The organism is Pyxidicoccus caerfyrddinensis, from assembly GCF_010894405.1.
Taxonomy (GTDB): Bacteria; Myxococcota; Myxococcia; order Myxococcales; family Myxococcaceae; genus Myxococcus; species Myxococcus caerfyrddinensis.
The window spans coordinates 374,436-392,231 of the sequence record NZ_JAAIYA010000012.1 but is presented as its reverse complement, the minus strand read 5'-3'; the positions used below and the strand labels follow the sequence as shown (position 1 = coordinate 392,231).

Here is a 17,796-nt window from a genome sequence, read left to right as displayed (position 1 = left end):
TCGACGTGGGCGTAGTGCCGGTTCTTCGTCTGGTACTCCACGTGCGCGGTGGAGATGGTGATACCGCGCTCACGCTCCTCCGGCGCCTTGTCGATCTGGTCGTACGCCATGAACGTGGCGCCGCCCGTCTTCGCCAGCACCTTGGTGATGGCGGCCGTCAGCGACGTCTTGCCGTGGTCCACGTGTCCGATCGTGCCGATGTTCACGTGGGGCTTGTTACGCTCGAACTTCTCCTTGGCCATGACACTCCTCAAAAAAATGGAGCCCTGAACCAGGATTGAACTGGTGACCTCGTCCTTACCAAGGACGCGCTCTGCCAACTGAGCTATCAGGGCTTGGCGATGCTGTGGACTACAACGGTTGGAGCGGGAAATGGGACTCGAACCCACGACATTCAGCTTGGAAGGCTGACGCTCTACCAACTGAGCTATTCCCGCGTTGCCGAGTGGAGGGAGGTGGATTCGAACCACCGAAGGCGTGAACCGGCAGATTTACAGTCTGCTCCCTTTGGCCGCTTGGGTATCCCTCCATATTCCCATGTCATCTACTGCTACAGCGTGCTGCGACTGCCAACTGCGTCCCGGGCCCTCATCCGCGGCCCCGTCCTGCTTGGCCGGCGGCGGGACTTGAACCCGCGACCTACTGATTACAAATCAGTTGCTCTACCGACTGAGCTACACCGGCACTCATCCGGCTGCTACCACGCCCAACCCGACTTCGGCGGAACCGTCGACCACCCGGCACCGCCCTGAGAGGGGCGCCCTTTTAAAAGTCCCCATCGCCCAAGTCAAGGACATTGATCCCGGGCGGCGGCCTACCGAACGGGGGCACTCCCCCGCTGGCGGGCGACCTCGTATAGCAGAATGCCCGCCGAAACGGACGCATTCAGTGAACCGACCTGACCGGTCATCGGAATCCTGAGGCGGAAGTCGCAGTGCTTCAGGACGCCTTCCCGCACGCCTGTCCCCTCGGCCCCCACGACCAGGGCCAGGGGGCCGTCCAGCCGGGCGCTCCACATGGGCTCGGTGGCCTCCACGTCCGCCGCCGCCACCCACAGGCCCGCCGCCTTCAGCTCTTCCAGGGCGCGGGAGACATTCACCACGCGGGCGATGAGGGTGTGCTCCACCGCTCCCGCCGACGCCTTGGCCACGGTGCCCGTCACCTGCACCGCGCGGTCCTTGGCAATCACCACCCCGTGCGCGCCGAGCGCGTTCGCCGAGCGGATGATGGCGCCCAGGTTGTGCGGGTCCTGGATGCCGTCGAGCACCACCACCAGCGGGGGCTTGCCGGCGGCCTTCGCCGCCTCGAGCACGTCCTCCAGCTCGGCGTACGTGTAGCCGCGCAGCTCCACCACCACGCCCTGGTGCACGCCGCCCTCGGCCAGCGCGCCCAGGCGCTCGCGCGTCACCTTCTCCACGCGGATGCCGGCGTCGCGCGCCCGGCTGAGCAGCTCTCCCGCCGCGCGGGCGCCGAGCTGGCCCTCCACCAGGTAGAGGCGCTCCACCTCGTCCGGCTTCGCTCGCAGGGCCTCGAGGACGGGATTCACCCCGTAGACGAAGCGCTGCTGGGACTCGGCACTGCCACGCCGATCCTCGCGCTCCCCTGCCCGCTCGCTGCGCTCGCCGCCACCGCGCTCACTGCGCGCGCCCGTGCGCTCGCCGCCACCGCGCTCGCTGCCGCCGCGCGCGTCGCCGCCACGGCCCCGGGGAGGACGCTCTCGAGTGGCCACCTAGAGGACCTCGACGGGCAGGGACACCGTCTTCTGCTGACGGGCGCAGATCTTCTCGGTGCAGATGAAGAACAGGAGCTTCGCGTCCACGCTGCCCTTGCCGGCGGCGGTGGTCGTGAAGGGGACCTCGAAGCGCGGGTCGGCGAACTCCTGGCCCGCGGCCTTCTTCGCCACCGAGTCCTCGCGTCCCAGCTTCTCCTTCGCCGGAGACAGCTGGGTGCCCTTCACCTCCAGCTTCAGCGGGGCCTCCTCGGACACGTGGGCGCCCTGCTTCGTCTTGATGGAGAGCACGAAGACGCCCTTCTCCCCCGCCTTCACCTGGGTGGAGGTGCCCTCGGTGGTCACCTCATAGAGGCTGGTGGGGTCCACGTCCTCGGCGAGCGCCGGGGCCGACCCGGCCAGCATCGCGAGCACGGCGGCCACGGAAGTGAAGCGTTGGATGCGCAGCATGAAGTCGTCTCCTGGAATCGGGTGCTCCGTATCACGGCCTGCGACGGCGGGGGCCGCCTTTCTCTTCAACCGCCCCCCGCGCTCGCCTTCGTCGCGCGTCCATTCCCCTTCCGCGGAGCAGTCGTCGGCGGTACCGGGGGTACCGGCAACACGGCCGGCGGTGACAGGTCCGGCAAAGACACCGGGGGCGCACCGGCCACCAGCGCTTCGGCACGTTCGATGATGAGGGCGGCCAGGTCCATGCCGGTGGCCGCCTCCATCTCCGGGAGCGCGGGCGAGCTGTTCACCTCGAACACCTTGGGCTGCCCCTGCACGTCGAGCATGTCCACCGCCGCCACCTCCAGCCCCACCAGGCGGGTGGCCTTCTCCGCGGTGGCGCGCTGGCTCGGGGACAATTCAATGACCTCCAGCCGCGCGCCCTTGTTGAGGGTGTGCGCCAGTCGCCCGGGGCGCGGCTTGCGGCGCACCGCGGCCACCGCCTGCCCGCCCACCACGAGCACCCGCACGTCCTGTCCGGAGCTCTTCACGTACTCCTGCATGACGAGGTTGTGCCCCAGGCCCAGCACCGCCTCGAGGGCGGCCTCCAGCGACTGGAGGCTCTCGCACACCATGACGCCGTGCTTCTCCTGCCCCTGGAGCAGCTTCACCAGCACCGGCACACCGCCGACCAGGCCCACCATCTCCTTGAGGTGGGCCGCGTCGCGCGCCATCACCGTGGCGGGGATGCCGATGCCGTGCGCGGACAGCAGCTGCAGCGAGCGCATCTTGTTGCGCGACTGGGCAATCGCCTGGGCGTGGTTGACGAGCGGCACGCGCGCCAGCCCGAACTGGTTCACCACCGCGAGCCCGTACGTGCTGATGGACTGGGCGATGCGCGGGAGGACGACGTCCGTGGGCGCCAGCTTCTTGCGGTCGTAGTAGAGGGTGGCGCTCCCCCCGTCCAGGTGCATCTGCACGCGGAGCGGGTTGAGCACCCGCATCCGGTGCCCCCGCGCGCGGCCCACCTCGACGAGGCGTCGGGTGGACGGGATGGAGGCGGAGCGCGAGAGGAGGGTGACTTTCATGGGGGCGGCCCCACCGGGGAGCGACGGACCTATAATCCTCGCCCCGCGCCGGGTAAAGCCGCCCCTCAGGCCACCAGTCTAGCGCTGGCGGATTGCCCGGATCTCGATGTTGATGGGCGAGTCCGGGCTGGACGCCTTGATGCGCTCGCAGGCCGCGCCATTGAACAGCACGCCGCGGGTGTCCAGCGACCAGGTGTTGTCGCCCGTGAGGGAGCGCTCGCCGTCGATGTAGACGACGATGAGCTTGGGGTCCGACGGGAGCTGGGACGGGTCCATCGGGATGAGGCAGGGCTCCGGGTTGACGACCTTCTTGCTGATGGCCTCCAGGGCCTGGGCCAGCTCCGCCTGGTTGCCCGCCTGGTAGAAGCTGCGCTGGCACAGGCGCGTCACCGGGTCGCACGGATCATTGGGGCCGCAGGACGTCTGACCCGCCTCGCAGGTGCGGGCGAAGCCGCCGGCGCGGGCCATGGCGTCCAGCACCGCGGGGCCGTTGCCCTCGGCCGTCTCCGCGCCGAAGCCGATCACGATGGTGGTGATGTCCTTGTCGGACAGCTCCCGCACCGCCGTCACCGACGCGTCCATGTCCAGGCAGCCGAGCCGCGCGAAGGAGCCGGAGCACGCCGTCGCGCCCGTCTGGGTGCACTTGCACGCCGTCGGGTTGGAGCCCTCGTTGACGTTTTCCGGGTTGCAGTTGGGCAGACCGTCCGTGAGGAGGATGACGAAGTTCGTGCGGTCCTTGGTCTGCATTCCCTCCAGGCCGCCCACGAAGCGCAGGCTCCGGCTGGTGGGCGTGCCGCCGAAGGGCCGGCCCGCCCCCGCGTTGGGGATGCCCTGGATGAGGCTGTTGATGTCGTTGGCGTGCGTCAGCAGGGACGCGTCGTCCTCGGCCGCCGGCAGGTCCTTGAGGACCGACTTCACCGTGGAGGGGTTGCAGGCAACGGCGCTGGAGGTGGAGCCGTTGGTCTCCGGGTAGGTCGTCAGGCCGAAGCGGACGAACTTGCCGCTGTTCGCGAGGAACTGCGGCACCGCGGCCTGCAGCTCCGTCCAGCGCGTGGGGCAGATGGCCGTGTTGCAGGGCACCGAGTCACCGCACGTCTCGAGCTGGTCACCCACCGTGACCTGGCAGTCCGGATCCGCCTTGTTCACCGGGTCCGTCATCGAGCCGGAGATGTCCACCAGCATCATGATGTTCGGCTTGCGGCTGCGAGCCTGGATGGTCTCCTCGACCGTCGTCTGCGCGATGGCGAGCGGCTCCACCGGCTCGAAGTCGTACGTCTGACAGGCCGTGGCGAGGGCACCCGTGATGGTGCCGAAGGCAAGTGCGCTGAGGAGGGTCAGCTTGGCGCGCATAGGTGATGGGTTCCTTCTGATGCTGATGGGGTCGCGGAGCTTCCGCGCGGCCGGGGGCGTCAAGGGGGGGTACGGCGTTACCGCAGCGTACCAAGTCATTCCCGCCGGACGCTACAGCGACGACGGACGGGTGCCCGGTCGTTCGGATGCTACTGCGACGTTACAGCCGCAGCCGATACGAGGTGGGCGCAGGTGCTCACCCGTGCCGAGTGGATGACAGGCACGTCCGCCTGGAGGGCATGCACCCCGGCTACAGCGCGAGGGTGCGAGCGCCCTGCGTGAGCCGCCAGAGCGAGGCAAGTCCCATCACCTCGTCCAGCGTGCCTTCCAGCGCTTCCGGGACAAAGCCGCAGATGCGCACCGTGGTGTCGCAGGCAACGAGCTTCGCGCCCAGGGCCCGCGCCTCCTCCAGCATGCGCGCGGGTTGAGGCACGCCGAGGCCTTCCGCCCGGGCGAGTTCCTCCTGCTCCCGCGCGCCCTGGGCGTGCCCGAAGCTCCCACCAACGAGCTGTCGCAGCGCATCGAAGGCGAAGACGACGTACACCTCGTCGCCCATCGCCGCGGCGGTGATGCCCATGGAGGCGGCCTGGAACGCCGGCTCATACGTGGCGTGCTGGAGGAAGAAGAAGACGCGTCCGGCCATGACGGTGCGACCTTAGTGCGGTTCGAGTCCGGAGGGGCATTCGGCATATAACCCGGGAAGTCACCCTGTCCGGGGAGCCCCCATCCCATGACGACATCCCTGCCCTCTCGTTCTGGCGCTGTTCCTCCACGCCTCCGTCGACGCTGGATGCCGGGCGTGCTCGGTGCGGCGCTGCTGCTGGCCGGCTCCGGTGTCATGGCCCGGATGAACACGCGCGCCACCGTGGAGCCGCCCTCCGCTCCTGGCACGGACGCCCTTCCCTCCAATGAGCTGCGAGCCCGGGTGCTCGCGCTGCTGGATGCGTCGCAGGAAGGAGCACGGGAGGAGGCCTGGCGCCGGCTGGGGCCCGACGCCGTGCCCGTGCTCACCGCGCTCGCCGTGGACCGCGCGACGCCCATCGCTCGACGTGCGCTGGCCCTGACGTCACTGGCCGTCGTGGACCCGGCAGGTGGCGCGGGCTCCATTCGCGAGGTGCTGGAGGATGCGCGCGCGCCGGCGGACGTACGCGCCAGTGCGGCGGTGGCCCTGGGCCGGTGTCTGGGCCTGGACGCGATTCCTCCCCTCCTCAACCGACTGCAGGACCGCGAGGACCGCGTGCGCGAGGCCGTCGCCGTGACGCTCGGACGGCTGGGCGGGCAGCAGGTGCGGCAGGCGCTGGAGGACCGGCTGCCCCTGGAGGAGCAGCCCCTCGTCCGTGAGGCGCTCCAGCGCGGCCTCACCCTCGTCGAGCCCTGAGTGGAGCGTGCGAGGCCTGACTCGGGGCTCGCGTCGGCCCGGAGCTTCCGTTAGATGGGAGGCCATGCGGCCTACCGTCCTGCTCTTCGACATCGATGGAACCCTCGTCACCACCGGAGGCGCCGGGCGCCGCTCCATGGACTTCGCCTTCGAGCAGCTCCACGGGCGCCGCGATGCATGCGACTCGTTCAGCATGTCGGGCATGACGGACCGGGCCATCGTCCGCAAGGCGCTGAACATCATCGGCGCGGCGGACTCGACCGAGGCCATCGACGCGGTCATCGCCGCCTATCTCGCCCACCTCACCGAGGAGGTGCGGAGGGTGGATGACGAGCGCTACCGCGTCTTCCCGGGCATGCGGGAGGCCGTGAGGGAGGCCCGCTCGCGCACGGGCTTCGCGGTGGGCCTGGGCACCGGCAACGTGCGCGAGGGCGCTCGCGTGAAGCTGGAGCGCGTGGGCATCTATGACCAGTTCGCCTTCGGCGGCTTCGGCTGCGACGCCGAGGACCGCGTGGAGCTCATCCGCTGCGGCGCGAAGGCCGGTGCGGCGCTGCTCGGCGCCCCCGTGGAGGACTGCCGCGTGGTCGTCATCGGCGACACGCCCAAGGACGTGCACGCGGCCCGGGGCATCGGCGCGGAGTGCATCGGCGTGGGCACCGGTACCTACACGGCGGAGGCCCTGCTGGAAGCCGGCGCCAACGTCGCCTACCCGGACTTCACGCACCGCGAAGCCATGACCGTGCTGCTCGGCGGACGCTGAAGCCGTGCTATCTCCCGCCGCCCTTCCGAGGAGCCCGCTGAATGTCGTCCACGCTCGAGTCGTATGAGCTCATCCGCTTCGCCGAGGCCTTCGAGGCCCGGCTCGCCACCGCGGGGGAGATGATCGCCGGGAGGCCCGGTCTGGAGGCCGAGAAGCGCTGGCTGGCAGATGCCCTGGAGCTGGTGCGCACGTCGCGCGCGCCCTCCGCCGGCGTGCTGGACCGCGTGAAGGACCTGCCCGAGCTGGAGGAGGCCCGCGAGGAGTACGCGTTCCACCAGCTGGGCCTGTGGGTGGACGCGCTGGAGAAGCTCCACGCCGGCATCACCTTCACCGCGAGCAGCCGTGCGCCCGTCATCGAGGCGCTCTTCCCGCACGTGAAGTTCCCCCAGCTTCGCCGCGCGCCTCGCGACGCCATCATGGAGTACGCCACGTCGTACGAGCGGCGCACCAAGAGCTCGTACGTGACGCGCATCTTTGGCCGCGAGGACTTCGCCCTCGTGCGGCCGGTGATGGAGCAGGTGGCCGCCGCCCACGCCGCGTGGCGCTCCAGCCATGAGCCCGCTCCGCTCTCGCCCGAGGTGGAGACCGTCCTGCGCGAGGAGCTGGTGTCCCTGGGCCGCAAGCTCGACGTGGCCCTGCGCCAGGCGCGGCTGCTCTCCGAGGCCGCGATGGTGCCCGTCCCCAGCGTCTACGAAGCCGCGGGCTTGAGCCTCAAGCCCAAGCGCCGCGCCGGACGCGGGCTGGGACCGACGGCCGATGAAGCCATGGCCGGCTTCGGTGACGAGCCCGTGGACTCGATGGAACCCACCGAGGCGGAGCTGGCCGAGGTCGCCGCACTGGATGCGGGCGGTGATGATGGCGCGGTGGGCGCCGCTGCCCCGGTTGCGGGGGCGCACGCGCAGACCGGGGATGCGCGGGAGAACGCAGCGGAGCTGGAGGCGGATCAGGCCGGCACGGCCGCGGCTGCTGGGAGCAGCGCGGACGATGCGGAGGTCGCGGTCCCCGCGATTGGCGGAGCGCAGGACGCGGCGCACGCGGGAGAAGCCCCCGTACCAGGCTCTCGGGCCGACACCTCACCCTCCCGTGAATCCCCTGCCCCGGGTTCGGAGGACAGCGGATCTTCCTCGCAGTCGTCGGAGGCTTCCGCCGAGTCCGGCAGCGAGCCCCAGGCCGAGCCTCGTGGTGCCCGGAAGGGCCGCAAGAAGGCGGAGGCCGCTCCCGCTCCGTCCGAGGGAGAGCCAACTCCCCAGGCGAGCACGGAGGCCCAGGCGCCCCGCGTGCGGAAGAAGAAGGGGGCGCCCACTCCGGATGCCTCCGGATCCGATACACCCTGAGCTCTGAGCGGTCCCCGGACCGCGCCGTTAGAGGACCCCGGCCATGGCGGACGTCGCCCTTCCCATCGATCCCCTCCTGCCGGAAATCGTCTCCACGCTGCGGGGCTCGCGCTCGCTCGTGCTGGAGGCGCCTCCCGGCGCGGGCAAGACGACGCGCGTGCCCCGCGCGCTGCTGGAGGCGGGGCTCGGACAGGGCAAGGAGATTGTCGTCCTCCAGCCACGCCGCCTCCCCACCCGGCTCGCCGCCCAGCGCGTCTCCGAGGAGATTGGCGAGCGCGTCGGAGACACCGTCGGCTACCAGGTCCGCTTCGAGGACGTGCGCAGCGCGAAGACGCGCCTGTCCTTCGTCACCGAGGGCGTGCTCGGACGCCGCCTGCTGTCCGACCCGAAGCTGAAGGACGTGGGCATCGTCGTGCTCGACGAGTTCCACGAGCGACACCTGTCCGCGGACATCTCGCTCGCCCTGCTGCGCCGGCTCCAGGAGACCGCGCGCCCCGACCTCAAGGTCGTCGTCATGTCCGCGACCCTGGAGGCCGAGCCCATCCGTCAGTACCTCGGAGGTTGTCCCTCCCTGCGCTCCGAGGGCCGCCGCTTCGACGTGAGCATCGAGTACCTCCCCGCGCCCGATGAGCGGTACCTCGACCAGCAGGTGCTCTCCGGCATCAAGCGCGTGTTCGCCAACGGCCTCGACGGCGACGTGCTCGTCTTCCTCCCGGGCGCCGGAGAAATCCGCCGCGCGCGCGACGTCTGCGCCGAGTTCGCCGAGCGCCATGGTGCCGACGTGCTCCCCCTCCACGGAGACCTCTCCCCCGCCGAGCAGGACCGCGCCGTGCGCCGCAGCCCGCGCAGGAAGATCATCCTCTCCACCAACGTGGCGGAGACCTCCGTCACCATCGACGGCGTGGCCGTGGTCATCGACACCGGGCTGGCGCGCGTGGCCAGTCACTCGCCCTGGTCCGGCCTGCCGCAGCTCAAGCTGTCCAAGGTCAGCCGCGCCTCCGCGATTCAACGCGCGGGCCGCGCCGGCCGTACGCGCGCCGGACAGTGCCTGCGCCTCTACACCCAGCACGACTTCGACGGCCGCCCCGAGCAGGAGGCTCCCGAAATCCGCCGCATGGACCTGGCGGAGACGGTGCTCTCCCTGCGCGCCTCCGGCGTGACGGACCTGGCCGCCTTCCCCTTCTTCGAAGCACCTCCCGCCGCGTCGCTCGAAGCAGCGGAGACGCTCCTGCGCAGGCTGGGCGCGGTGGATGCGAAGGGACTCGTCACGGACGTGGGCCAGCGGCTCCTGCGCTTCCCCGTCCACCCGCGCCAGGCCCGCGTCATCGTCGAGGGCGAGCGCCGGGGCGTGGGCAACGAAGCCGCCACGCTCGCGGCCCTCATGGGCGAGCGCGACATCCGCCGCGAGGCCCGCGCCAACCTCGGCAGTGGCAGCCGTGGCTCCGCCGTCGTCAGCGGCCCGTCCGACCTGCTGGAGCTGCTCGAGCGCTTCCGCGAGGCCGAGCGCGCGAGCTTCGCCTCCGGGCGCCTGCACTCGCTCTCGCTGGAGGCCGGCGCGGTGCAGTCCGTGGACCGCGTGCAGAAGCAGCTCCGGCGCGCGGTGCGGGGCCAGGGTGCGCGCCCCCAACGCCCCGAGGACGTGGAGCAGGCGCTGATGCTCAGCGTGCTCGCCGGCTATCCGGACCGCGTGGCCCGCCGTCGCCGCCCTCGCGCGCCCGAGCTGCTCCTGTTCGGCGGCGGCACCGTCTCCCTCTCCGAGATGAGCGTGGTGCAGGACGCCGACCTCATGGTGGCCGTGGACGCCGAGGAGCGACCAGGGCGCGGCGCCATGGTCCGCATCGCCAGCGCCGTGGAGCCCGAGTGGCTCCTGGACCTCTACCCGGACGCGCTGGAAGAGGTGGACACCCTCCAGTGGAACGCCGAGGCGCGCCGCGTGGAGCGCCTCACGCGCCTGTCCTACGGCAACCTCGTGCTGGAGGAGACGCGCACCCCCGCCCCTCCTTCCGAGGCAGCCGCGCGTGTGCTCGTCGAGGCGGCACTCGCCGCGGGCCCGGGCAAGTTCGCGGACCCGGAGGCCCTGGAGCAGTGGCGCACGCGCGTGGCCCTGCTCGCCCAGGCCTTCCCCGAGGCGAAGTTCCCCGCCGTGGACGACGCCTTCCTGCGCGACGCGCTGGCCTCGCTGTGCTCCGACGCGCGCAGCTTCAAGGACCTGGAGGGCGTGTCACTCCTCGACGCGCTCTATGCGCGGCTCACGTCCGAGCAGCAGCGACTGCTGGCCACCCATGCTCCGGAGCGCGTGACGCTGCCGGGCGGACGCGGCGTCAAGGTGCACTACGAGCCGGGCAAGCCGCCGTGGGTGGAGTCACGCCTGCAGGACTTCTTCGGCATGGCCCAGGGGCCCAACGTCTGCGCGGGCCGCGTCCCGCTCGTGCTGCACCTGCTGGCACCCAACATGCGCGCGGTGCAGGTGACGACGGACCTGGCCGGCTTCTGGGAGCGGCACTACCCGGCCATCCGCAAGGAGCTGTGCCGCAAGTACCCGCGGCACTCGTGGCCCGAGGACCCGCGCCACGCCCAGCCGCCCGCGCCGAAACCGCCTCGGCGCTGACGGGGGCTACAGGCGCTTGTGCATCTCCAGGTGGTCGATGCCGGCTTCCTGGAAGACGGCGCCCACCGGCTCGTAGCCGTGCTTCTTGTAGAACTCGAGCGCGTACAGCTGCGCGTGCAGCATGATGCCCGTGACGCCACGCCGGCGCGCTTCGTCCTCCAGGTTGGTCAGCAGCAGCGAGCCCACGCGCGCCTTGCGGTGCGACTGGAGCACCGCCATGCGGCCAATCTGCCCCCACTTGCCGGGCTGGTTGGCGGGAGCCTGCGGCAGCATCACCAGGCGGCCCGTGCCAATGGCATGGCCGCCCTGGTTGGCGATGACGTGGTAGGCGTTGGCGTCCTCCGCGTCGCGCTCGATGCCCTCGGGGACGTGCTGCTCCTCGATGAACACCACTTCGCGGATGGCGAGCGCCTGCATGAGCTCCGCCTCACCCTGAATCTGGGTGATGATAACGGGCGCGGTGGTATCCGTGGGAGTGGCCATGTCGGGGGCAAGGTACACAAAAGCCCGCGATGCCAACAGGCGGAAAAAGCCGCCCGGCATGCCAAGGTGCGGTCCCCATGCCAGGCCAGCATCCGGCAGCCGCCCGAGTATCCCTGGCCGGCTTCTATTTCCTCTATTACGCAACGGTAGGAATCGTCCTGCCCTTCATGCCTGCGTACCTCAAGTCGCTGTCGCTCTCGGCGACGCAGGTGGGGCTGCTCCTGTCCATCGGCCCCCTGGTGTCGCTGCTCGCGCCGCCGATATGGGGACACCTGGCCGACCGGACGGGTCGTGCCGCCCGCGTACTCACCGGGCTGACCTGCGGAGCGGCGCTCGCCTTCTCCCTCCTGCTGGTGGCGCGCACCTTTCCGCAATTGGTAGCCACGCTGGTGACATACGGCGTCTTCGCGTCCTCCTTCACGCCGCTCATCGACAGTCTGGCCATGCACCACGTGGCGCGCACCGGCGGCAGCTACGCGCACCTGCGGCTGTTCGGCTCGCTGGGCTTCATCGCCTCCAGCGTGGTGTTCGGCCTGTGGGTGACGCGGGTGGACCGCACGCTGGTGGTGACGCCGCTCGTGCTGCTCACCCTGCTCATTCCGTGGACCCTCACGCTGCGCGACAGCGCCGCGCCCGGTCCCCGTCCGCACCCGCTGGCCGGACTGCGCCTGCTGCGCCACCCCGACATCCGCTGGCTGCTGGCGGCCACGTGCCTGCACTGGCTGGCGTGCGCGCCCTACCACGGCTCGCTCTCCATCCACGTCATGGCGCTGGGGCTGTCCCCCGCCGTGGTGGGTCTGACGGCGGGCGCGGGCGTGCTGGCGGAAGTCGCGGTGATGGCGCTGTATCCACGCCTCGCCGGAGGCCTCGCACCGCGCCACGTGCTGGGCTTCGCCTTCGCCACGAGCGCGCTGCGCTGGGGCGGCATGGCGCTGACGTCCTCCGCGGGCATGCTGGTGGCGCTCGCGCCGCTGCACGGGCTCACGTTCGGCGCCTTCTACGTGGCCTGCGTCGCCTTCCTCGCGCGCCGAGTGCCGCCGGAATTGCGCGCGTCCGGGCAGGCCCTGTTCGCCGCCGTCACCTTCGGCGTGGGCGGGCTGGTGGGCTATGCCTCCTCCGGGGCGGCCTACGACTGGCTGGGTGGGCACCGGCTCTTCGCCGTGGCGGGCGTGCTGGAGCTGGTCGCGGCCGTCCTGGTGCTCCAGGCGTCGCCGCCGTCCGAGCCGGAGGTCCTTCCGGCCGAGGCCTCGTGATAGGCTTCCGGGCGTCATGCGTTACGCCCCACTGTTCGCACTCGCCCTGGGCCTGCTGTCCATGCCCGCCGTCGCCCAGCCGGAGCTCTTCTTCGGCAACGGCCAGGACCCCGTCTTCCGCGAGGAGGACATGGACAAGCGCTTCGCCAAGACGCGCCTGAACCAGGCGCTGCGCCAGGGCACCCAGGACCCCAACTGCGCGCAGGTCGTGGGCGCGATGTTCACGCTGCTCGGTGAGACGGGGGCGCTGTTCCACAAGCGCGATGAGAACTTCATGCTGGAGCCGGTGCTGGTGCAGGCGCTGAGCACCCAGCTCGTCAACCAGCGCTTCCCCGGCAACGCCTTCTTCGTCGCCATGGTGCGGCGGGTGCTCATCGACAAGAAGCTGCCCCCCGAGTGGCTTGTCACTGCGCAGGCGCTGGCGCCGTACTACCCCGCCATCGACCTGGCCAAGCTGCGCTTCCTGTCGGACGGCGTGAAGCCGCTGGACAGCTTCCTGCTCACCCTGCCCGTGCTGCGCGAGCGCTACAACGAGGACGTGGTCCGCGCCACCTCCGTGGCCGCATCCACCGCCGAGGCGCTCTTCCGCGACAACTACCTGGACCACGAGCTGGCCTTCTCCGGGCTGGAAGTCGTGGACGTGAAGCTGGAGAAGCCCAAGAAGAAGCGCCTCAAGAAGGGCGAGGAGCCGGAGAAGCCCTACATGGTGGCCCGCCTCGTCTGGGTGGAGCCGGAGACGCCCTCCGAGGCGCAGTACGAGTTCCAGTTCGGCAAGCCGCGCAAGCGCACGAAGGTGGACATCACCGCGAAGCTCGCCGAGTCGCAGTACGTGGACCTCAACAAGCTCCTGCGCGGGACGAAGGTCCTGCTGCGCGGCCGCTTCTGGGAGTACAAGAAGGGCATCACCTTCATCGAGATGCGCGACGCGCTCGTGTTCCCGGAGCGCGACTGGACGAAGGTGAGCGGCCTGGTGGACCCGATGGCGCTGGAGGCCTGTCCCCTCGCCGTCAATGACTTGACGGGACTCGCGCCCTTGCAGCCCGGCGCCTTCGGCACGCGCCGCTAGACGCCCCGTCCCTCTCCCGGACGCCCGTCCGTCGCATCGCACGCTCCCGGGGCGCCTCCCGGGGCGTGGCTCCTGGCACGTCCCCTGCTCTCTCCCTCGCGCCACCCAAGCGAGGGATGACATGAAGGTCGACGCTCTAGAGTCCCCATCCGACGCCGCGCCAGCGAAGCAGGAGCCGGACGGCGCACGGTTCAAGAAGGCACTTCAGGAGGCAGACGCGCGCCGGGGCACGGAGGCCCGTCCACCGTCCAGGCCCGGCCGAGCACCCACGAGCGCAGCCGCTCCGTCACCCCGACCTGGCGTTGCCTCCACCAGAAGCCCCGGCCTTCCTGGAGGGCGTGCTCCCGCGCCTGTGCAGGCCCGAGCAGCGGGGCCCGTCCTCGCCACCTCGCGCGGGGCGCTGGCCAGCACCGAGAACCTCGGGCGGACGCGGCAGGCGATGCACTCCGAGGCCCAGCGGCTGGGCACGGTGCGAGGCGAAGCCAACACCCAGGTCCAGGAGCGCACCGAGCACCGGCTCACCGACCTCATCGCGCGCGAGCTGTCACGGGACGCGCGGCCCGTGCAGTCGCCTCTCCCCGAAGCGCGGCCGGCGTCCAACCCGCCGACCACTGACACCGGCCGTGGCGCGGCGGATGCGCCCACCCACGAGTCGCGAGTCACCGGCGCTGGAGCGACGGGAAGCGGCGGTGCCTCCAGCGCCGAGACGGTGAGCCCGGCCACGCGCGCGGAGGCGGCCCTGGAGCTCATCGAGCGCATCGAGGTCTTCGTGAAGTCCCAGCGGCCTGCGCTGACCCTGAGCCTGCGCGGTGCGATGGACGCCACGGTGGAGGTGGAGCGCACGGGCCCGCGCGAGGTCGCGCTGCGCATCCAGGGCCGGCGGGGGCCGCTTCCCACCGAGGACCTGGCGCGGCTGCGGGACGCGCTGGAGGCGCGCGGGCTCCGGCTGCGCTCGCTGCGCGCGGAATGACGGGGCCCGCAACGACGAAGGCCCTCGCGCCAGCGGGCGGGAGGGCCTTCCGGGGACACGCCGTGACGGGCGGCCTACTTGCCGGGCTTCGCCTCGAGCATGCCGCGCTTGTCCTGCTTGTCCTTGAAGTCCTCGGCCTCGGGCAGAGGCTCCTTCTTCTCGGCGATGTTCGGCCACTTCGCGGAGAAGTCAGCGTTCAGCGGCTTGTACTCCTGCCACTTCGCGGGCAGCTCCGTCTCCGGGAAGATGGCCTTGGTGGGGCACACGGGCTCGCAAGCGCCGCAGTCGATGCACTCGTCCGGGTGGATGACCAGGAAGTTGGCACCTTCATAGAAACAGTTGACCGGGCACACCTCGACACAGTCGGTGTACTTGCACTTGATGCAAGGCTCGGCGACGACATAGGCCATGAGAGATCTCCTCTAGAAGAATCTAGCGCGTCCGTGGGCGCGCACAGTAGTGGTTCAAGCTTGCGATGGCACCCTGAATCTGTGGCGCGCGCGCGCCGAAATTCGGGGTCAGCCCAGCAGCCCCTGGGCCCGCAGCTGCTCGGCCACGAGGATGGCCCCGCGCGCGGCCCCCATCTTGGTGTTGTGGGAGACGAGCACGTACTTGAAGCCGTTCTCCAGCACGCCGTCCTCGCGCACGCGGCCCACCGTGGTGGCCATGCCGCCGTGCGTGTCGCGGTCCAATCGGGGCTGCGGGCGGAAGGGATCATCCAGCACTTCAATCCACCGCGGGGGAGCAGACGGCAGGCCGCGAGCCACCTCGGCCCCCTTCCACTCGCGCATCGCCTGCACCACCTCGGCGACGGTGGCCTTCGCTCCCAGCGACACGAAGACGGACTCCGTGTGTCCCTCCATGACGGCCACGCGGGTGCAGGTGCAGGACACGCGGACGTCGTGCGGCGTGAGCGACGCGCCGTCGGCCTTCAGGGCGCCGAGGATCTTCTTCGTCTCCACCTCCACCTTGTGCTCTTCCTTGGGGATGTAGGGGATGACGTTGTCGAGGATGTCCAGGCCGATGACGCCCGGCGAGCGGCCGGCGCCGGACATGGCCTGCAGGCTGGTCATCAGCACGGCCTTCACGCCGAAGCGCTCGGCCAGCGGGGCCAGCGTCACGGCGAGGCCGGTGGTGGTGCAGTTGGGAATCGGAACGATGTAGCCCTTCCAGCCGCGCCGCTTCTGCTGCTCCCGCACGAGCGGGGCATGCGCGGCGTTGACGGGGGGAATGAGGAGCGGGACGTCGTCCTCGTAGCGGAAGGCGCTGGCGGCGGAGAAGACGGGGATGTCCTTCGCCAGCCGCGGCTCCAGCTCGCGCGCGACGTCCGCCTCCACGGCGGAGAAGACCAGGTCGAAGTCCTTCGCCTGGAGCGAATCACCGCTCACCACGGGCATGCGGGCCACGTCGGGGGACAGCGGCTCGGGGACGAACCAGGCCGTCATGCCGTTGGCCGTCTTCAGGGCCTCGCCGTAGGCTTTGCCCGCCGAGCGAGGCGACGCGGCGAGGCCGGTCAACTCGATGAACGGGTGGTCCTTCAGGGCCGCGATGAACTGCTGTCCGGCGAGCCCAGTGGCGCCGATGAGCGCCGCGCGAAGCCTGGCCATGGGGGCGTGTCTCCAGTGGAGGGTGAAGTCGGCCGCTCCATACACCCTTTGACGACGCGCTGCATCCACCCTGCTTCAGTGATGCAGGGCGACCTGGGGTGCGGAGGCATGTCGCTCGGTGGGGTAGCCCTCCGTCACCCAGGCGCCAAGCCCCCCTTCGAGGCACACGGCCTCGCGTCCCCGCATGCGCAGCAGGCGGCAGATGCGGCGCGTGTCCCGTCCATCCGGGGCGCAGCCGCACAGGACGATGAGCTCGTCGTCCGGCAGCATGTGGAGGTCGCGGGCGATTTCCGTGGGCGTCATCCTCAGCGCGCCCGGAATGTGCAGCGCATAGCGTTCCCAATCCGACGGATCACGACAGTCGAGGACGAGCACTTCGTCGTCACCCAGACGCATGTACAGCTCGGCACAGACGATGATGGGCTCCACGGGGACCTCCGCGGGGTCTTCTCCGGGAACCCGGAGCCCCGGGGGCCTGTTCCGTCCCGCTCGCCCGCCTGCTCCGCCCGGCCGGCGGCGCGGGCGTGCCGCACCGCGCCGCCCACCGTGGGCGCACCCCGCCTACAGTCAGAGCCCGAGCTGCTTGGCGATGATTTCGTTCATCACCTCGCTGGTGCCGCCGCCGATGGGGCCCAGGCGCGCGTCGCGCCAGTGGCGCTGGATGTCGTACTCCATCATGTAGCCCGCGCCGCCGTGGAGCTGGAGGCACTCGTCCGCCACGCGGCAGGCCGTCTCGGTGGCCACCTTCTTCGCCATGGACGTCTGGGCGACGGCCCACTCACCGGCCACGTGCAGGCGCAGCGCGTGGTACGTGAGCTGGCGCGCGCACTCGCGGGCGGTGAACAGGTCCGCCAGCTTGTGGCGCACCACCTGGAACTGGTTGAGCGACTGGCCGAAGGCGCGGCGCGACTTCACGTGCTCGAGCACCTTCTCCAGCATGTCGTCCATGGCGCCCACCGCGCCCAGGGCCAGCGACAGGCGCTCCCACTGGAAGTTGCCCATGATTTGCGAGAAGCCCTGCCCCTCCACGCCGAGCAGGTTCTCCGCGGGCACGCGGCAGTCCTCCAGGAACAGCTCCGCGGTGTCCGAGGCGCGCCAGCCCACCTTCTTCAGCTTGCGGCCCACGCTGAAGCCCGGTGTGCCCTTCTCCACCACCACCATGGACAGGCCCTTGTGGCCCGCGGCCGGGTCCGTCTTCACGGCCAGCACGACGAAGTCCGCGCGCACGCCGTTGGTGATGTACGTCTTGGAGCCGTTGAGCACCCAGGAATCACCGTCGCGCCGCGCGGTGGTGCGCAGACCCGCCACGTCCGAGCCGGCGTCGGGCTCGGTGATGCCCAGCGCGCCAATCTTCTCCCCGCGGATGGCGGGGGTGAGCCAGCGGCGCTTCTGCGCGTCCGTGCCGAACAGGTGGATGGGGCCGGTGGAGATGGTGAACTGCGCCCCCAGGCCGGCGGACACACCCCCGGAGCCGCAGCGGCCCAGCTCCTCCAGGAGCACCGCCTCGTAAAGCTCTCCGGCCGCAGAGCCCCCGTACTCCACCGGGTACTTCAGCCCGAGGAACCCCAGCTCGCCAAAGCGCGTGAAGAGCTCCCGGGGGAACTCCTCCCGCTCCTCCCACTCGGCGACGAACGGGAGGACTTCCTTGTCCACCACCGCCCGCACCGTGCGGCGAAACGCGTCATGCTCTTCCAGGTACAGCCCATGGCCGTGCAGCATCTTCGGGACACCTCTCTCTTCGGGG

At 70.7% G+C, this 17,796-nt stretch carries 18 protein-coding genes and 4 tRNA genes; 7 read left to right on the top strand and 15 right to left on the bottom strand.

What is annotated here, in order from left to right:
• The 10 genes from G4D86_RS29210 to G4D86_RS29165 all read right to left on the bottom strand — a co-directional run.
• Positions 1–242, bottom strand: a 242-nt coding sequence (locus tag G4D86_RS29210; protein WP_240360530.1) for a GTP-binding protein, incomplete at its 3' end; no start/stop codon positions are given.
• 17 nt (positions 243–259) lie between these two features.
• Positions 260–335 (bottom strand) — tRNA-Thr (locus G4D86_RS29205).
• Between the two features lie 26 nt (positions 336–361).
• Positions 362–437 (bottom strand) — tRNA-Gly (locus G4D86_RS29200).
• Between the two features lie 9 nt (positions 438–446).
• A tRNA-Tyr gene (locus G4D86_RS29195) sits at positions 447–529 on the bottom strand.
• Positions 530–611: 82 nt separating this feature from the next.
• Positions 612–684, bottom strand: a tRNA-Thr gene (locus G4D86_RS29190).
• Between the two features lie 130 nt (positions 685–814).
• Positions 815–1,729 (bottom strand): 23S rRNA (guanosine(2251)-2'-O)-methyltransferase RlmB, encoded by a 915-nt coding sequence (gene rlmB / locus G4D86_RS29185; protein WP_275899156.1) that lies wholly within the window; start codon positions 1,727–1,729, stop codon positions 815–817.
• Entirely contained in the window at positions 1,730–2,179 is a 450-nt protein-coding gene (locus tag G4D86_RS29180; RefSeq protein ID WP_163997330.1) for a hypothetical protein, read from the bottom strand.
• Positions 2,180–2,244: 65 nt separating this feature from the next.
• Positions 2,245–3,243, bottom strand: coding sequence for an ATP-grasp domain-containing protein (locus G4D86_RS29175; protein ID WP_163997329.1), 999 nt, complete (start codon positions 3,241–3,243; stop codon positions 2,245–2,247).
• Positions 3,244–3,321: 78 nt separating this feature from the next.
• Positions 3,322–4,593 carry an adventurous gliding motility lipoprotein CglB gene (gene cglB, locus G4D86_RS29170; protein WP_163997328.1) on the bottom strand — a complete coding sequence of 424 codons (1,272 nt, stop codon included), beginning with the start codon at positions 4,591–4,593 and terminating at the stop codon, positions 3,322–3,324.
• Between the two features lie 250 nt (positions 4,594–4,843).
• Positions 4,844–5,236, bottom strand: coding sequence for a DsrE family protein (locus G4D86_RS29165; RefSeq protein WP_163997327.1), 393 nt, complete (start codon positions 5,234–5,236; stop codon positions 4,844–4,846).
• 147 nt (positions 5,237–5,383) lie between these two features.
• Between G4D86_RS29165 and G4D86_RS29160 the strand changes: the two genes are divergently transcribed.
• The 4 genes from G4D86_RS29160 (at position 5,384) to hrpB (ending at position 10,673) form a co-directional block, all read left to right on the top strand.
• Complete coding sequence (locus tag G4D86_RS29160) at positions 5,384–5,971, top strand: HEAT repeat domain-containing protein (RefSeq protein WP_240360529.1); 588 nt, start codon at positions 5,384–5,386, stop codon at positions 5,969–5,971.
• A gap of 64 nt (positions 5,972–6,035) precedes the next feature.
• Positions 6,036–6,731, top strand: a complete 696-nt coding sequence (locus tag G4D86_RS29155) for an HAD family hydrolase (RefSeq protein ID WP_163997325.1) — start codon at positions 6,036–6,038, stop codon at positions 6,729–6,731.
• 41 nt (positions 6,732–6,772) lie between these two features.
• On the top strand, positions 6,773–8,065 hold the full coding sequence (locus tag G4D86_RS29150; RefSeq protein WP_163997324.1) for a hypothetical protein: 1,293 nt from the start codon (positions 6,773–6,775) through the stop codon (positions 8,063–8,065).
• Between the two features lie 43 nt (positions 8,066–8,108).
• On the top strand, positions 8,109–10,673 hold the full coding sequence (gene hrpB / locus G4D86_RS29145; protein WP_163997323.1) for an ATP-dependent helicase HrpB: 2,565 nt from the start codon (positions 8,109–8,111) through the stop codon (positions 10,671–10,673).
• 6 nt (positions 10,674–10,679) lie between these two features.
• Here hrpB and G4D86_RS29140 read toward each other — a convergent pair whose 3' ends face one another.
• Complete coding sequence (locus G4D86_RS29140; protein ID WP_163997322.1) at positions 10,680–11,156, bottom strand: GNAT family N-acetyltransferase; 477 nt, start codon at positions 11,154–11,156, stop codon at positions 10,680–10,682.
• Between the two features lie 77 nt (positions 11,157–11,233).
• Here G4D86_RS29140 and G4D86_RS29135 point away from each other — a divergent pair, with 77 nt between their 5' ends.
• The 3 genes from G4D86_RS29135 (at position 11,234) to G4D86_RS29125 (ending at position 14,445) form a co-directional block, all read left to right on the top strand.
• Positions 11,234–12,409 (top strand): MFS transporter, encoded by a 1,176-nt coding sequence (locus G4D86_RS29135; protein ID WP_163997321.1) that lies wholly within the window; start codon positions 11,234–11,236, stop codon positions 12,407–12,409.
• A gap of 16 nt (positions 12,410–12,425) precedes the next feature.
• The gene (locus tag G4D86_RS29130; RefSeq protein ID WP_163997320.1) at positions 12,426–13,475 is read left to right on the top strand and encodes a hypothetical protein; all 1,050 of its coding nucleotides are present in this window, start codon (positions 12,426–12,428) and stop codon (positions 13,473–13,475) included.
• 352 nt (positions 13,476–13,827) lie between these two features.
• Positions 13,828–14,445 carry a hypothetical protein gene (locus G4D86_RS29125; protein ID WP_240360527.1) on the top strand — a complete coding sequence of 206 codons (618 nt, stop codon included), beginning with the start codon at positions 13,828–13,830 and terminating at the stop codon, positions 14,443–14,445.
• Between the two features lie 74 nt (positions 14,446–14,519).
• Here G4D86_RS29125 and fdxA read toward each other — a convergent pair whose 3' ends face one another.
• The 4 genes from fdxA to G4D86_RS29105 all read right to left on the bottom strand — a co-directional run bounded on the left by fdxA (position 14,520) and on the right by G4D86_RS29105 (position 17,771).
• Positions 14,520–14,855, bottom strand: a complete 336-nt coding sequence (fdxA, locus tag G4D86_RS29120) for a ferredoxin FdxA (protein WP_163997318.1) — start codon at positions 14,853–14,855, stop codon at positions 14,520–14,522.
• A gap of 108 nt (positions 14,856–14,963) precedes the next feature.
• Positions 14,964–16,052, bottom strand: a complete 1,089-nt coding sequence (gene asd, locus G4D86_RS29115) for an aspartate-semialdehyde dehydrogenase (protein WP_163997317.1) — start codon at positions 16,050–16,052, stop codon at positions 14,964–14,966.
• Between the two features lie 75 nt (positions 16,053–16,127).
• Positions 16,128–16,481 carry a rhodanese-like domain-containing protein gene (locus G4D86_RS29110; RefSeq protein WP_205519805.1) on the bottom strand — a complete coding sequence of 118 codons (354 nt, stop codon included), beginning with the start codon at positions 16,479–16,481 and terminating at the stop codon, positions 16,128–16,130.
• A 138-nt stretch (positions 16,482–16,619) separates the two neighbouring features.
• Complete coding sequence (locus tag G4D86_RS29105; RefSeq protein ID WP_163997316.1) at positions 16,620–17,771, bottom strand: acyl-CoA dehydrogenase family protein; 1,152 nt, start codon at positions 17,769–17,771, stop codon at positions 16,620–16,622.
• Positions 17,772–17,796 lie beyond the last annotated feature (25 nt).